Raw genomic sequence first — 14,168 nt, 5'->3', positions numbered from 1 at the left:
AAGGGCCGGTTGCAGATACAGCCTCTCATTTTGTCCCTAAAGACCACGAACAGTGGGTCTAGGTCAATTGATAACAAGATGTGGAACACCCCCGGCAGCCGACAGCCGCCTCGAGACTAGGTTTCGGATATGTCAAATCCACCGCGGCCAACCGAAACGTAGCTCACAAATCCCGCGCGTTTCGCGTCTTTGGGGGAGTAGACATTGCGGAGATCAGCCATGCAGGGCGTCGCCATTTTTCGGGCAAGTTTCTTTAGATCAAGCGCACGGAACTCGTTCCATTCGGTGAGCACTACGACCACATCGGCATTATGCACGGCCTTGTAGGGATCATCGACCCAATTCACGCCTGGCAACAACGCCTCCCCCTCGTGCCGGCCTTGCGGATCGACCACCCGCACCTTTGCCCCTCCACCCACCAGGGCTGGCACGATGGTCAGGGACGGGGCGTCGCGCATGTCATCCGTATTGGGCTTGAACGTGACGCCCAGCACCGCGATGGTTTTTCCGTTGAACGCCCCATTGCAAAGATCGCGCAGCTTCTCGATCATGCGCATTTTGATGCCATCATTAACCCGCATCACGGTTTCGGTGATTTGCATGGGCACGGCGTGTTCCTGCCCGATGCGCGCCAATGCAGAAGTGTCTTTCGGAAAACACGACCCGCCGTAGCCGGGGCCGGCATGCAAGAACTTGTTCCCGATGCGGCCATCCAGCCCCATGCCGCGCGCCACAGATTTCACATCTGCGCCGGTTTTTTCGCACAGCGCGGCGATTTCGTTGATGAAGGTAATCTTGGTGGCGAGAAACGCGTTGCCCGCATATTTGATCATCTCCGCGCTTTCCAGATCGGTGACCATAATCGGGAAGTCCCGTAGATAGAGCGGGCGATATATGTCGCGCAAAACCTCAGCAGCACGGTCCGATTGCACGCCAACCACAACGCGGTCGGGCTTCATGAAATCGTCAATCGCCGCGCCTTCGCGCAGAAATTCCGGGTTGGAGACGACGTCAAATTCCAACTGGGGCGCGGCTTTCTTGACGACCTGCTTGACCTGCCTGTTGGTGCCGACAGGGACCGTCGATTTGGTCACAATGACGGTATAGCCGGTGACGGCTTGGGCTATCTCTTCGGCAGCGGCATAGACATAGGTAAGGTCGGCATGCCCGTCGCCACGGCGCGTCGGCGTTCCGACGGCAATAAAAACCGCGTCGGCATCGGCGACAGCGGCCTCGAGATTCGTGGTGAAGGACAACCGGTCGGCATCGACGTTTTTGGCCATCAACGCATCGAGACCAGGCTCGTAGATCGGCACATCCCCTTTGTTGAGCATGTCGATTTTGGCTGGGTCCTTGTCGACGCATATCACGTCATGACCGAAATCCGAGAAGCAGACACCTGAGACAAGGCCGACATAGCCGGTGCCAATCATTGCGATCTTCACCAAAGAACTCCTTTACTGCCACCCATGGGGGACATGAGAGATCGGGGCCGCCCTGTCAACAGATTGGAACGCAGCGGCCCGACTTGGCCTGCCCCGCGGGTTGTACGGGCAACGCAGGATTTTGCCTTTCTTTGGGAGTGCATTCACCGTTAACTTTGGCCAAGCAAGCGCTATCGGCGCATTCAACTTCAGGCATCTTGAGGACGGGTAACCACCTTGGCATCAGGCGAACAAAAAACCTGCATTGTGGTTTTGGGCATGCACCGATCCGGAACCTCTTTGCTGTCGGGGTTGCTGGGGCATATTGGCTTCGAACATTCTGACCGGCTGATGCCCGCCAATTTTGCCAACCCGGCGGGGTTTTGGGAACCCGCGGAAGTGGTCAACCTCAACAATCGGCTTCTGGTGCACAAGCAACGGTACTGGGCCGACCCCAAGCCGCCTTCCTTTGACACGACGCCAAGTGTGTCGGAGGAGCTCATGGCGCAAGAGGCGACCCAACTCATCGGCAACGAAATCGAGCGCAAACAGAGCCTTGTCCTAAAGGACCCGCGCCTTTCGCGGCTGTTGCCGTTCTGGCGACCTGTCCTAAAGCAGCTTGAATTGAATACGGCCGCGTTGATCAGTTGTCGCAGCCCGATGGAAACGGTTGCCTCCTTGCAGGCACGCGACGGGTTGGAGGTCGATCATGCCCTCGCCCTATGGGTGGGCCATATGATCGAGGCAGAGCGCGGTTCCCGCGGGATGCAGCGCGTTTTGGTGACATATGGCGACCTGCTGGATGACCCGGTCAGGACATTGACACAGGCCGTCGACGCGGCGCGCCTGACCCCGAAAATTGAGCCGACCGCAGCAGCAGCACAGTTATCGAGCTTTGCTGACCAAGGTGCGCGCCATCATCGCGCCTCGGCGTCCGACATTCCCCGTGAAACGTTTTTCGGCGGCCTGGCAGCGCAGATGTTCGAATTGCTGGACCGCGACCGAGGTTTAGACGACTGGGCCTGCTTCGACGACCTTGCAAATAAGTGGAGTACCCATTGGGCCAAGACATCCCCCGGCAACGGCCCGTCGGAGTTGGCGCAGGGTCAGGCCGCCTGGCATCACCAGCGCGCCGCCGTGTTGCGGCAGAACCCGGCAACCATCCATCAGGCATTCAGTGCAGCGGAAGAAGCAACAAGACGCTCCCCGCTGGTCAATCAGCACCATGTGCTGTTCGCCCAAATTGCTTTGGCGGTAGGCGCGCCGAAAATCGCCATCGACGCGGCCCAAACCGCGTTGGATCTTGGGGCCGACACATTCGCTGCCCACGCCACACTGAGCCACGCAGCCGCCCGTCTGGGAGAAAACCACCGGGCGTTGGAGGCAGCTCGGGAGTGCCTGCGATTGTCGCCAGAGGCCGCTGGAATGAAGCAGCTTCTTGGGGACCTGCTTCGCAGGATCGAAGAAGCTGATCCCCTGCGGGTTAAGCGCACAATAGGCAAGGAATCGTGACTTTGTGGTCCCCGCCGAACAGGACGTGCTATCCCGAGACCACTGATTGCAGGTCAAAGATCGGCAGAAGCACCGACAAGACAATGATCAGCACACCACCACCGACCACGATCATCAACATTGGCTCCAGCAGGGCTGCAATGCGTTTGCGTTCGTTGCTCAGCCCGTTCTCAACCAGAACTGCGCTGCGTTCTGCCATACGGGCCAGCTTGGCGGATTGTTCCCCGGCGCTGATCAATTGGCGGGCGACGGGCGGGATAATCGACAGGCTACGCAGGGCGTCCGACAGTGATTGCCCCGACTTGATACCATCGGTGACAGCGCGGCCCTCCGTCTGAAATTTCTCGATGACCAACACGGCCGATGCACTATCGGCCGCGCTGAGGATCGCGTGCTTGCTGGTCAGCACCAACGCAAGGGTGCGCAGGTACTGCACCGCCGCAGCCAGCCGGATCAGGCGACCAAACACCGGCAAGCGCAGCAGCAACGCGTCACGCGCGTTGCGAAACGTCTGTATTCGCATTGCCAGGGCAAACAGCACCACTGCTACGACTGCCACGGCAAGCAAATAAGCCCAATACGCCGCAAACCAGTCACTGACCGCCAGCATACGCTGGGTCAGGTCCGGCAACGGGCGACCAGACAACTCAAACATCGAGACGATTTCAGGGGCCACGCTGGTCATCAGAATGGCGCAAACAAGCACCGAAACGCAGGCCACAAAGACGGGATAGATCAGCGCGGTAGATATCTGCGCCCTGTCAGCGCCTACGTTTTCGAGGTGGTCGGCAAGTTCGGCAAATACAACATCCACATCGCCGGAAACCTCGCCCGCGCGAATTGCGGCAATGTAGTAGGGCGGAAACCCGGCCCCACTGTCCTCCAGGGATTGCGAGAGCGAATGACCCTCCATCAACGCGGCCTTGGAACGGGCAGCAAGACGCTCCATCTGCGGGGATGACCCGGCGCTTCCGACGGCTTCCAGTGCCGCTTCGCTTGTCAGGTCCGCCCCCAGCAACACCGCCATTTGACGGGTAAAAACTGCCCTTAAGTCGGCGTTCAGCCTGTTGCGGCCTGACCACCAGGAAGACGGCTTGCGCGCCCGCGCCGTGAGATCGGACACAAAGAGATCTTGGGCCTTCAGCAGCTGGCTGGCATGAGCTTCCGTTTCGGCAATGACCGTACCGGACTTTTTGTTACCCCCACCGGTGTAAGCGATGTAATCATAAGCCCTCATGCGGTGTCACCTACGACGCGGAGCGTCTCGGCAATGCTGGCTGTCCCCTTGACCACCTCTGCCAACCCTTGCCCGATCAGCGTATCGCTGGGATCCAGCGCGATATGGCGCAGTTCGGTCTCACTTGCGTCGTTATCAATGGCGGTCCGCAGCGCTTCGCCGACCTCGATGATCTCGAAAATGCCAACCCGACCCTGATATCCAATGTTGGAGCAATTGGCGCACCCTACGGCATGCAGAACCTCGGCGGGTGCAGCCACATTGTTACGTTCGAAGATATCGCGCTCTGACGCTGTTATCGGTCTGGCTTCCGCGCAATCGGGGCACAGCTTGCGCAAAAGACGTTGCGCGATCACTGCCCGAAGCGTCGATGCAATCAGGAAATTGTCCAGCCCAAGGTCACGCAGCCGGACGACCGCCCCGACAGAGCCATTGGCGTGGAGCGAGGAAAACACAAGATGCCCGGTCAGGGCCGCTTGCGACGCAATTGAGGCGGTTTCCGCATCCCTAATTTCGCCAACAAGAATAACGTCCGGGTCTTGGCGCAACGTGGCGCGGAGGCCCGCCGCAAAGCTCATCCCGATTTCGGCGTTTATTTGGGTTTGGGAAACTGAGGGCAGATCGTATTCAATCGGATCTTCAACGGTGACAATGTTGCGCTCATCCCGGTTGGCTAGTTTCAGCAAGGAATAAAGCGTGGTCGTTTTGCCGCTGCCCGTCGGGCCCGTGGCCAGAATAATCCCGTTTGGCAACGCCGAGAGGCGTTCAAGTAGCGCTTCCTGATTTTCCGACAGGCCCAGATCAGCCAGTGGTACCAGCCCCGTAGAACGGTCCAAAATTCGCAAGACGACACGTTCGCCGTAATTGCCCGGCATCGAGGATACTCGCGTATCAATCAAGCGCCCGCCAAGCCGCAGCGGGATGCGACCGTCTTGCGGCAAGCGGGTCTCGGCAATGTCGAGCCCCGCCATCACCTTCAATCTTGATATGATCTGTCGAACTGGCACGTCTTTGCGGTCCATGATGGATTGCAAGAACCCGTCGACGCGCATCCGGGCGCGCAGCCCATCCTCGTGCGGTTCAACGTGCAAATCCGAAGCTCCCGCCCGGACCGCACGAAGCAAAAGCTGGTTGACCAGTTGGATCACCGGCGCCTCGTCCACATCGTCCAGCAGGTCGCGTTGCTTGTTGTTCGACTGCTGCGCATCCTCCAAATCAAAGCTGAGCGTGTCGTTCTCGACGGTGTTGTCGGCTCCGTTCTGGTAGGCGCGCGACACGGCGAGGTCGAACACCTCTTTGGTCTCGGATATGATGGTTAGCGGCTTGCCCGCACGCCGACGCGCTTCGCGCAAGCCAAGCGCGGTAACATCTGGCCCGACTGTAAGTTGGTCCCCATCCAGCAGCACCTGCTGGGCACTCGCAAACCCAAACGGGAGCCGATCAGTTCCGGAATTGGAGCCGGGAAGGGAGCGGTGGGAAGTTTCTGTTTTGCGCGACATCGTCAACAAACCCGGCATCAAACGGTTGATTCAAATCCGCGCCATCGAACGGGAACGCCTTTTGGCTGGATTTCGGGAACTGTCCATCATTTGCGGGGCGAATGGCAAGGCTCGCCTTACGGGCGTCGCGGGCCGCCTCGCGAGTGAGCTTCTTCGCCTCGTGGTCGTTGGCCACCAAGCGTGGCCGCAACATGATCAACAGCACCTTTTGCGACTTCGAGGCGTTTTTGCCGCGGAACAGCCCACCAATCAGCGGGACATCCCCAAGACCAGGCACCTTCTGTGAGACCGAACCGGAGCCATCTTCAAGCAATCCACCCAACATGATGACATTGCCGCTGCGCACCAACACGGTTGTACTGAGCGCACGGCGAGATGTGATCTCCCCCCCTGCAGCGGCTGAAGAGTTTGTGAGGTTGGACACTTCTTGTTCAATGTCCAAGCGAACCGTCTTGTCTGCATTGACCTGAGGCGTGACCTTCAGGGTCAGACCCACGTCCTGACGCTCGATCGTTTGGAACGGATTTTCAGGCTGCGTAGAATCGCCGGTGCTGGTGAAGCTGCCGGTAACAAAAGGCACGTTCTGCGCCACTACGATCTCGGCCTCTTGGTTGTTCAATGTCAGGATGGAAGGCGTCGACAGCAACCGGGTCGAGTTGCTGCTGGTGATCGCAGACAGAAAGCCCGCAAAGCTTCCCGCGCTGTTGACCGCACCAATTGACCCGCCCGCGCCGGGGGAAGAGGCCGCGCCTGCAATGAGACTGGTTAGGCTCGGTCGTCCTTGCAGGGTGAATTCCACACCGCCAACGATGGCGTCGTTTAGAATGCCCCCAAATTGCGCGGTCAGGTCCGAGAACCCTTCCGAGGACATCTCGAAAATCACCGCCTCAACCAGTACCTGCTGCGGGCGGCGGTCGAGGAAACGGATCATACCGACAATGCTTTCAACCCGTTCGCGCGGCGCGGTGATCAGCAGAGAGTTTGTGGACGGCTCCGGCACAATGCGGATTGTTTCGGGGTTGGCCGCGTCCGGTGTCTGGTTTGTGATGCTGCGCAACACCACATCAGCCAGCGATGCCGCGTCCGCGTAATTCAGTTGCTCAACCGCAGAGACCAGATTGTTGCTTTGCGTGTCCAATCGCGAGGCCAACACACGAACCTGGTCGACCAGCTCCAACGAGCCGGAGACCACCAGCGCGTTTGACCGGCGGTCAACGGTAACGGTCGAGCCTTCCGGCACGATGTCCAGCGATTGCACAACTTGCAGAACTTCAGCGGCGTTTGCATTTCTGAGCCTGATCATCTGAATCGGCTGCTCTTGTCTTACATCCAGCTGACGTATCAGTTTCTCAATGCGGCGGAAGTTGTCGCCCCGGTCGGACAGGATCAGCATCTTCGCGCGCGGCAGCGGTGTCAGGATGGCTTCGGCCGGCAGCAACGGGCGGACGACGGATATCACGTCATCAAGCGGCACGTTCTGGATCGGAATGACCCGCGTCTCAAAACTTCCGTCTAAGACAAAAGTTCCGTCGCTCGACGACAATTCCCGCGCGACATTGAGCGGGACAATTCGATCGGCATTGTTACCCGGCACGATGGTAAGCCTGTTGAGTTCCAATACGTTGAGGAACACCTCATAAAGCGCCTCGTCGCTCATGCCGCCCGGCGACAGAACCGTCACCGTCCCACGCACCTGCGGGTCAAGCACGAAGCTGCGGCCCGTCGCCTCCGCCACAATGGTGATGAAACTACGCATATCTGCATCGCGCAAATCGAGTTTTACCTGAGCCGACGCCGCCATCGGAAGGAGCGTTGCAATGAGCAACGAGATAGCGAGGCTAACCGCCCGCAATCGTACAATTACAGTCATGATCGTTCTGCCTGTCTCAATCAGCATTTTCGGCCTTGTTTTTGGCTCTTTTTGCTATCGATCCAAATGTACCCCAAAGCTGCAGAGAAATCATGCATTCTTTATAACGTGGCCAGAGGTTGTGCCTTATTCGCCGAATCCGAGTAATTCGCGCCCTCGCGCAGTCTCGAGCCACAGGCCTTCAGCGTCGATCTCAACCACTGTTGCCCCCTCCTCAAGCTGGTCGCCGACCGTCAATACTTTCTCGCCCGCGGGATGGGACACGATGGCCCAAACGCCGCTATCCAGCTCGACCGTGCCATTCAAAACGTATCCCAAAGCGTCGACCGGGGGGCTTTGCGGCGGCGGTGGAGCAGGCGGAGCAGGGGGCTCTGGGGGTTGCGGTTCAGGAACGACGATTTCACCAAAAACGGCCGGCCAACGTTGCGATTCCAGCGATCTTGGGGGCTGCGGTTCAACTGCGGGACGCGATGGATTTGAGTTTGAAACGTTCGCTGCAACAGGTTCTGATTGCAGCACATGTTGCACCTCAAAACCCGCAATGCCGATACCAGCAAGAGCCAAAAGTGATGCCAAAAAGGCAAAATACCGCATAAATCTTGCTCCGCGAGCGGGGGTTTCTGCCGCCGTTTGTGGACGGTTACCCCATTTTATGCTACCCGACGGAAAAATAATAATGAATTGAGCAGGAACATGTCACTCGCGAAAAAGCTGGGCCTTTTGGGCTTTGTCTGTGTTGCCGTTGCCAGTTGTGACGACAGCGGGCAGATTGCGTCTCGGGCCAACTCTGACGGATTTCAGGCCAAGTATGTAGCGTCTCGCACAGCGTTGGAGACCGGCAAATACGACAAGGCGCTCAAGGGATACGCGCGCCTTTTGGAGGAATCCGGTCCACATGAACCACGCATCCGCTTGGAATACGCCCATGTTCTGTTGCGATCCAACGCATTTGCAAAGGCCGCCAATCAGGCGAAGGTCCTTGCCAGCCAGGAAGATGGCGCGGCACGTGCTGCCGCTTTGTCCGTTCAGGGCACTGCCGAACATGAAATGGCTTTGGCAGCTTTGCGCAACGGAGCATCCGGTCCGGAGCCGAAGGCACTGCTGAAATCAGCGCTTGCGGCATTGTCGGAGGTAGTCAAAAAACACCCTCATATGGACCCGGTCGGCAGCCTCGCCAAGCGCAAGGCCGCTATCGAAGCGCAGCTAAAGTAGCCGGTTGTCAGCTCTGCGGGACCAATTTGAATGCCGCGGAGACGAGACCCGGTTCAGGCCCGCGTTCAATCTGAAAGTCCGCGATACGGTAGCCCCAGCTAAGCCGGGCGGCATTGAGCCAATCCCCGAGCTTCACAAATGGCACAGCATCGAAACGCAGCTCGATCTCGTTGTCATTGCGGCGTGACAATTCGCTGACGGCATCACGGAGATTGGCGTTGAGTAGACTGCGCTCTACCCCACTGACCCCTATTGGCGGGGGCGCGGCGTCTTCATTGACCAACTTTAGCCGCTGCCCTTCCTCACCCCTCGCCGCGACCCAATTCAGGAGCGCCGCGCTGTCGTTGAGTTCAGCAAGGGCGACATCGCGCTGGTCTTTCAATGGGGCAAGAGCGCCAAAATAGATCAAAACAGGCAGCGCAACGAAGAACAGGAGCACCAGCAGCGCACGTTCGCGCCCGGATAGATCGACGAGGAAATCCAACACGCGTTCTCTCATTGCTCGTCCACCGTATCTTTCGTCAGCGCAAGTTCGGCCAGAACCTCCCTAGTTTCGCTGTCCAGTTCGGACCGAACGACCGTTGCAATCAGCCCTGCCTGGCCCAGCGCGAGCACCAACTGATCCAGCGAGGCGAAGTCCTGCAGCCGAAGGTTGGCGACCAACCCGGATGCTGCATCGTAGCGCATCTCATCCAATATCGAGCCCTGCTGGCCTGTGACGCCGATCGCTTGAGCAAATAGATCAAGCGGCGAGGTCTTTTGCCGCTGCGCACTAGCACGTGATTGCAGATCAGACAGCGCGCTCATAGTTTGCGCCCGGATATCAAGAATTGGCCCGGAGGGCACAAATACCTCGCGCGTGATACCAAGCGCTTCTTCGCGGTTGTTCTGGGCGGCTTGGCGCAACTTGTCTGCCTCTAGCCACAACGCCGCTGACCAAAGCGCGGCCGCGACAAGCCCAAAGGCCAACGGCCAGGCCCAGGGCAACACGTTACGGCGCAGACGCGCGCGCGCGGCACGGGGGTCCTTGCGCAAATCAAACCGTTCCTCGCCATGGCCAAGCACTTTGGGCACAGGCAATTGATGGCGCGTCGCGTCTTTGGTGGACGCCAACGTGACCATATCCGATTGCGAAATGAGCGCCTTCACCGCGGGAGGAAGCGGCGTAAGAGGCAAAACCGCCTTTGGCGCATTACGGCCCAGCGCCGACTTCAACTGAAGGATGGCCAAGTCAGGTTCACTTGAAAACCCATCCTCAAGCCCCAACCGCGCTGACAGGATACCGTCCGCAAATGAAAGCGTCCAAATATCAGCGGCTGCAGGAAGCGCAAGGTAATCAGGCAAGACGGCGCGACATGCTGTGCCGGCGGCAGCCCGCCAGGATTTGATGTCCTCGGTATTGGCAGCGATGACATGGGTCCAATCGCTTCGCGAGGCCCCAATGTCAAAAGGCCGAAACTCCACGTTCTCCGGGGTTAGACCAACCTGATCTTGCAGCACCCTTTGCGAAATTTTTTCCCGCGCAGAGCCGCGCAATCCATCGGGCAGGTCCAACGGAAGTATTGGCGCTGCAGCGCCGGGAACCAGCACAACTTTCGCACGCGGTGCTTGCTTGGACAGCGCACCAATGTTTACGAACCGGCGATCTTGTTGGATCCTAGGCTTGCTGGAAGACGCGCTCATCAAAGTGGCCCCAGCCGATACCAGATTTCTGTCACACGCGGCGTACCCCGTCGTCTGATCACGGTCTCCCGCCGGAATGTGCTGTCATTGAGCTGCGCCACGCTTTCCGCAATAAACCAATCTGACCCTACCGCAAACTTTTCTAGCACCAGATTTGCAGCGACCTCGTCCTGAAGTTGGGACATGATGATATCGAAGAGCATATCCAAAGAGGCAATCGGCTCCTGCTCGCGGCCTTGCAGCAAACCGTTGATTTCCTGGCTGCTGTTGGGAAGGATGGCGTCGATCACCTCTCGCGGCGCGGTGTTGATGTTGATCTTCGCCTCGGGCGGCATGACGCTAGCATATTTGCGAAGTTTTTCGAAACTCTCATCTGTCATTCCAGGGACATCCCGAAGCTGCCAAATGCTGACAAGTGGCCCGCCGTCGGGGTCAATTGGAATGGGCCTCTGACCATAGATGGCGCGGTTACTCGGGCCACCGAGTTTAACAAAGTCGATGACAGCCTCAGCCAGATTGGAAGATAGGGAGGCACTGTCGGCAAGGCGCAGAAAGGCTTCCTGATTGGCAACGTCCGGTGCCCAGTTCAGCCAGTTGATGTTGAACCCGGATTGTAGGTCCCTGATCTGACCTGATACCTGCCCACGGTCCACATCGACGGTGTAGCTTGCCTCAGCCCAGTTATCGGACGGATGATCGGTGATCCCACGACGCCCATCCTCGCCCAGCAGTTGAACGGCCAATGCGTCGAAACCGTCCAGGTAGAGCTTGGTCTGCGCGACGCTGACGTCCAGAAACTGCACGTCCCGCACTGCCTGCGCCCGCCCCATGACCAAAACAACCGCCGCGGACATCGCGGCCACGATTACCAGTGCATTCAACATCACAAAGCCGCGCGTGCCCCTCATTTCAGGGTCTCCACCAGCCGAACCGGGCCGATGCCGTCGACGATCATGGTCAACTCGATCGCGACGGGCAGCTCGCTGTTTATCCCGCCACTTTGTAATTGCACGGCATCTTGCCAACCTTGCCGCGCCAGAAAGATGCGCATATCCAATTGCGCTACTCCATCGAGGACCGGAACGGGGCTGACACGCTGCGCGCCGTTCACCGGTGACAGCGTCGGCCAAACGGTCCGCGACAGCACACCGGTTGTCGGATCGACCGACCACGTGACCCGGTGAAATGCAGGTAGCGCAAGGCTTGTCAGGTTGCGCTGCCCGCCAATTGAGATTGAAAAAGACTGCCCCCCTACCCCGGTTTCCAGGCTCGATTGCGCTGATCCATCGGCGTCATCGAACGGGATGGGCACGGCATTCGCGAGGTCGTTGCGAAGCAATGCGAGACCATTGGCCAGCTTTGTGGTCTGAACGGCGGCACCCTCCAGCCGGGTCTGCGCCCGCAGCGTCCCGTTCAGCGCTTGCACCCCCATCACCGCGATCACAGCAAAGATCGCCATGCTGACGACCAGTTCTATCAAAGTAATGCCCGCGTCCTGCCTGTTCATTGGCGCCGGGCCTCGGTCGTCAGATAGGTCACGAATTGTGCGCCCACGCCCGTTTCGGATCGCGCGACGATTGTGGCTTCGAACAGCCCCGCAGCCGTACGGGCCAACTCGGTGTCGAGCTGAAATCGGTACGGGCCCATATCGACCTCGGCTGGCAGTGCATCTGATCCGGTTGGCCCCAAGAGCTTCAATTCGGCCACGCGGTTGAGCGCGACGTGATGCGCCAACAACCGCGCATCAGCCTGCCCAAGTTCGAGGGAAGTTTGCTGAAACCCTCGAAGGGCTGCGATGGTTCCGACTGACAAAATCACGATCGCAACGATCAGCTCAACGAGCGTGATGCCTTGATCGGCTATGTTGATGTCGACCTGACGGTTCATGACGGCGCACATTGCAACGCGGCCCAGCCATCCGTGCTGCAGTTGAAGTCTTGGCCTGCCGTTTGAAATGTCACACGGAATGCTGTGGTTGCGCCATTGGGTAGAAACAGGATCGTCGGCAGGTTTTGACCTACACGCGCACCGGTTGCGTCATATCTGACGCGGTGCTGCCACCTTTGTTCTCTGCCAGCCGGCAGCCACCGACCATTTTGTTGCTCCGCCCCCTGAAAGCCGCGCGGCGAAACAAAGAGCCCCTTTACCGTTTGGCCGTGGATCGCATGGGCCCGCAACGCCGCAAAACGCTTTTCGAATGCGGCAATATCCGCGAGATCATTTGAGCCGCTCCGGCCAGCCGAAAGTGTGGCGCCAACAGCAAGAACCGCCAGAATCGAGAGAACCACCAACAGTTCGATCAGGCTGAAGCCAGTGTCGTCTTTGGCATTTACAGGGAGGCTCAGTTGATCAGCCATGTCCCGACATCCGCATCGGGTCCCGTCCCGCCGGGCACGCCGTCAGCCCCGTATGTGAATACGTCGAATTCCTCATGCACACCCGGATGCAGGTATTGGTAGTCCCGCCCCCATGGGTCTTTCGGCAACCGTGCAATATAGCCGTTTGTCGCCCAATTCGGGGCAAGCGGCGCAATGGTCGGCGCAGACACAAGGGCCTGCAGCCCCTGTTCGGTTGTCGGGTATTTGAAATTGTCCAACCGGTAGAGACCAACAGCGCTCGATATGGCCGCCAAATCTGTAGCCGCACGAGCGGCGCGCGCCTGATCGGGGCGATCTATGACACGCGGAACGATGACCAACGCCAAAACGGAGAGGATGACAACGACGACCATCAATTCAAGCAACGAAAAACCGTCATCCGGGTGCCGGGAGGCTGTTTGGCCAGTGCGTTTAGTCAATTGCAAAGTCATGGTAACTCGTTCCTGATGCAGATCAGGTGTAGGCGGCAGCCTCCGGTATTGTCAATTTCTAACGGAAATCATGGCAGCGCGGACCATGCGGCCGACAATGGAATGGGACGCGACGTGGACTGGACCCTTTTTGCAGCGATTTTTGTGGTGCTGATCAGCCCTGCCATCGGATCTTTCCTCGGTGTGTTGGTCGACCGGCTTCCTCGTGGCGAGGACGTGGTACGCAAGCCGTCCACATGCCGAAACTGCGGCACCGGTTTGGCAGCCACCGACCTCGTGCCGGTGGCGTCTTACGCCATTTTGCGCGGGCAATGCCGGACCTGTCATTCCGAGATTCCAGCATGGCATTTCTACATCGAAATTGCCGCGATAGGATTAGGGGTCATTGCCGCGCTCGCAACAGGCAACGTTGTTGCGGTTGTTGCATCTGCTGCCTTTCTTTGGCTGCTACTGGGATTGGCTGTTGCAGATGCCGTTTGGTACCGCCTGCCCGACCTCATGACCGCAGGGTTGTTGGTAGCGGGCTTCACAATCGCGTGGGCGGATCCGCAACGCACCATCATCAGTGCCGTCATTGGATCTGCTGTTGGTTGCGGCGGGTTTTGGGCGCTCAGGGGTGCTTATCGGCAAATACGTGGGCGCGAAGGGTTGGGGTTGGGGGATGTAAAGCTCATGGCAGGAATTGGTGCTGGCATTGGTCCGATGGCTCTGCCGGCGCTGCTGCTACTGGCATCCTTGGCGGGGCTGGTTTTGGCAGCAACTCGCGCCAGCCATACCAAAATACCACTCAAGGGCACCAACAAATTGCCCTTCGGCGCCTTCCTTTCGCTGTCGGCAATGGTCATCTGGTTTGTGATGACGGTGCTGCCAAATATCTCCATCATGCTTGCCTTACGCTAGAAATTCTCACAAAGTCCGGCGT

At 58.7% G+C, this 14,168-nt stretch carries 15 protein-coding genes; 3 read left to right on the top strand and 12 right to left on the bottom strand.

Annotated features, from left to right (window positions below; genetic code table 11):
• Positions 1-116 precede the first annotated feature (116 nt).
• Positions 117-1,445: a UDP-glucose/GDP-mannose dehydrogenase family protein gene (locus Q0899_RS14895; RefSeq protein ID WP_299193802.1), complete on the bottom strand. Its 1,329-nt coding sequence runs from the start codon at positions 1,443-1,445 to the stop codon at positions 117-119.
• Between the two features lie 258 nt (positions 1,446-1,703).
• On the opposite strand from Q0899_RS14895, the gene Q0899_RS14890 reads away from it, so the two are divergent.
• Positions 1,704-2,936 (top strand): hypothetical protein, encoded by a 1,233-nt coding sequence (locus Q0899_RS14890; protein ID WP_299193800.1) that lies wholly within the window; start codon positions 1,704-1,706, stop codon positions 2,934-2,936.
• A 28-nt stretch (positions 2,937-2,964) separates the two neighbouring features.
• Here the strand turns inward: Q0899_RS14890 and Q0899_RS14885 are convergent, their stop codons facing one another.
• From Q0899_RS14885 to Q0899_RS14870, 4 genes are all read right to left on the bottom strand, one after another.
• Complete coding sequence (locus Q0899_RS14885) at positions 2,965-4,173, bottom strand: type II secretion system F family protein (protein WP_299193798.1); 1,209 nt, start codon at positions 4,171-4,173, stop codon at positions 2,965-2,967.
• Positions 4,170-5,672: an ATPase, T2SS/T4P/T4SS family gene (locus Q0899_RS14880; RefSeq protein ID WP_299193796.1), complete on the bottom strand. Its 1,503-nt coding sequence runs from the start codon at positions 5,670-5,672 to the stop codon at positions 4,170-4,172. The genes Q0899_RS14885 and Q0899_RS14880 overlap by 4 nt, the downstream gene beginning before the upstream one ends.
• Positions 5,614-7,542 carry a type II secretion system secretin GspD gene (gene gspD / locus Q0899_RS14875; protein WP_298295299.1) on the bottom strand — a complete coding sequence of 643 codons (1,929 nt, stop codon included), beginning with the start codon at positions 7,540-7,542 and terminating at the stop codon, positions 5,614-5,616. Before gspD ends, Q0899_RS14880 begins: the two co-directional genes overlap by 59 nt.
• A gap of 126 nt (positions 7,543-7,668) precedes the next feature.
• Positions 7,669-8,136 carry a hypothetical protein gene (locus tag Q0899_RS14870; protein ID WP_298295297.1) on the bottom strand — a complete coding sequence of 156 codons (468 nt, stop codon included), beginning with the start codon at positions 8,134-8,136 and terminating at the stop codon, positions 7,669-7,671.
• A 99-nt stretch (positions 8,137-8,235) separates the two neighbouring features.
• On the opposite strand from Q0899_RS14870, the gene Q0899_RS14865 reads away from it, so the two are divergent.
• Positions 8,236-8,754 carry a tetratricopeptide repeat protein gene (locus Q0899_RS14865; RefSeq protein ID WP_299193792.1) on the top strand — a complete coding sequence of 173 codons (519 nt, stop codon included), beginning with the start codon at positions 8,236-8,238 and terminating at the stop codon, positions 8,752-8,754.
• A 7-nt stretch (positions 8,755-8,761) separates the two neighbouring features.
• Here the strand turns inward: Q0899_RS14865 and gspM are convergent, their stop codons facing one another.
• Genes gspM through gspG form a run of 7 tightly spaced genes read right to left on the bottom strand, consistent with a single transcriptional unit; the run spans position 8,762 to position 13,234 of the window.
• Positions 8,762-9,253, bottom strand: a complete 492-nt coding sequence (gene gspM, locus Q0899_RS14860; protein WP_299193790.1) for a type II secretion system protein GspM — start codon at positions 9,251-9,253, stop codon at positions 8,762-8,764.
• On the bottom strand, positions 9,250-10,437 hold the full coding sequence (gspL, locus tag Q0899_RS14855; protein ID WP_299193788.1) for a type II secretion system protein GspL: 1,188 nt from the start codon (positions 10,435-10,437) through the stop codon (positions 9,250-9,252). The genes gspM and gspL overlap by 4 nt, the downstream gene beginning before the upstream one ends.
• Complete coding sequence (gspK, locus tag Q0899_RS14850; RefSeq protein ID WP_299193786.1) at positions 10,437-11,345, bottom strand: type II secretion system minor pseudopilin GspK; 909 nt, start codon at positions 11,343-11,345, stop codon at positions 10,437-10,439. Before gspK ends, gspL begins: the two co-directional genes overlap by 1 nt.
• Positions 11,342-11,944 (bottom strand): type II secretion system protein GspJ, encoded by a 603-nt coding sequence (locus Q0899_RS14845; protein ID WP_298295290.1) that lies wholly within the window; start codon positions 11,942-11,944, stop codon positions 11,342-11,344. Before Q0899_RS14845 ends, gspK begins: the two co-directional genes overlap by 4 nt.
• The gene (locus tag Q0899_RS14840; RefSeq protein WP_299193783.1) at positions 11,941-12,324 is read right to left on the bottom strand and encodes a type II secretion system protein; all 384 of its coding nucleotides are present in this window, start codon (positions 12,322-12,324) and stop codon (positions 11,941-11,943) included. The genes Q0899_RS14845 and Q0899_RS14840 overlap by 4 nt, the downstream gene beginning before the upstream one ends.
• Entirely contained in the window at positions 12,321-12,794 is a 474-nt protein-coding gene (locus Q0899_RS14835; protein ID WP_299193781.1) for a prepilin-type N-terminal cleavage/methylation domain-containing protein, read from the bottom strand. The genes Q0899_RS14840 and Q0899_RS14835 overlap by 4 nt, the downstream gene beginning before the upstream one ends.
• Positions 12,779-13,234, bottom strand: a complete 456-nt coding sequence (gene gspG, locus Q0899_RS14830; RefSeq protein ID WP_366942108.1) for a type II secretion system major pseudopilin GspG — start codon at positions 13,232-13,234, stop codon at positions 12,779-12,781. Before gspG ends, Q0899_RS14835 begins: the two co-directional genes overlap by 16 nt.
• Between gspG and Q0899_RS14825 the strand changes: the two genes are divergently transcribed.
• A complete protein-coding gene (locus Q0899_RS14825) occupies positions 13,214-14,146 on the top strand; it encodes an A24 family peptidase (RefSeq protein ID WP_299193778.1) in 933 nt (310 codons plus the stop codon). The genes gspG and Q0899_RS14825 overlap by 21 nt on opposite strands.
• The last annotated feature ends 22 nt before the right edge of the window (positions 14,147-14,168 follow it).

This window comes from uncultured Litoreibacter sp. (genome assembly GCF_947501785.1).
Taxonomy (GTDB): domain Bacteria; phylum Pseudomonadota; class Alphaproteobacteria; order Rhodobacterales; family Rhodobacteraceae; genus Litoreibacter.
This window is presented reverse-complemented; position numbering and strand designations above follow the sequence as displayed.

Bases quoted from the DNA above. Each gene is read 5' to 3' on its own strand.
- Q0899_RS14890 (WP_299193800.1), top strand. From the start codon at position 1,704: ATGCACCGATCCGGAACCTCTTTGCTGTCGGGGTTGCTGGGGCATATT.
- Q0899_RS14885 (WP_299193798.1), bottom strand. From the start codon at position 4,173: ATGAGGGCTTATGATTACATCGCTTACACCGGTGGGGGTAACAAAAAG.
- Q0899_RS14880 (WP_299193796.1), bottom strand. From the start codon at position 5,672: ATGTCGCGCAAAACAGAAACTTCCCACCGCTCCCTTCCCGGCTCCAAT.
- gspD (WP_298295299.1), bottom strand. From the start codon at position 7,542: ATGACTGTAATTGTACGATTGCGGGCGGTTAGCCTCGCTATCTCGTTG.
- Q0899_RS14870 (WP_298295297.1), bottom strand. From the start codon at position 8,136: ATGCGGTATTTTGCCTTTTTGGCATCACTTTTGGCTCTTGCTGGTATC.
- Q0899_RS14865 (WP_299193792.1), top strand. From the start codon at position 8,236: ATGTCACTCGCGAAAAAGCTGGGCCTTTTGGGCTTTGTCTGTGTTGCC.
- gspM (WP_299193790.1), bottom strand. From the start codon at position 9,253: ATGAGAGAACGCGTGTTGGATTTCCTCGTCGATCTATCCGGGCGCGAA.
- gspL (WP_299193788.1), bottom strand. From the start codon at position 10,437: ATGAGCGCGTCTTCCAGCAAGCCTAGGATCCAACAAGATCGCCGGTTC.
- gspK (WP_299193786.1), bottom strand. From the start codon at position 11,345: ATGAGGGGCACGCGCGGCTTTGTGATGTTGAATGCACTGGTAATCGTG.
- Q0899_RS14845 (WP_298295290.1), bottom strand. From the start codon at position 11,944: ATGAACAGGCAGGACGCGGGCATTACTTTGATAGAACTGGTCGTCAGC.
- Q0899_RS14840 (WP_299193783.1), bottom strand. From the start codon at position 12,324: ATGAACCGTCAGGTCGACATCAACATAGCCGATCAAGGCATCACGCTC.
- Q0899_RS14835 (WP_299193781.1), bottom strand. From the start codon at position 12,794: ATGGCTGATCAACTGAGCCTCCCTGTAAATGCCAAAGACGACACTGGC.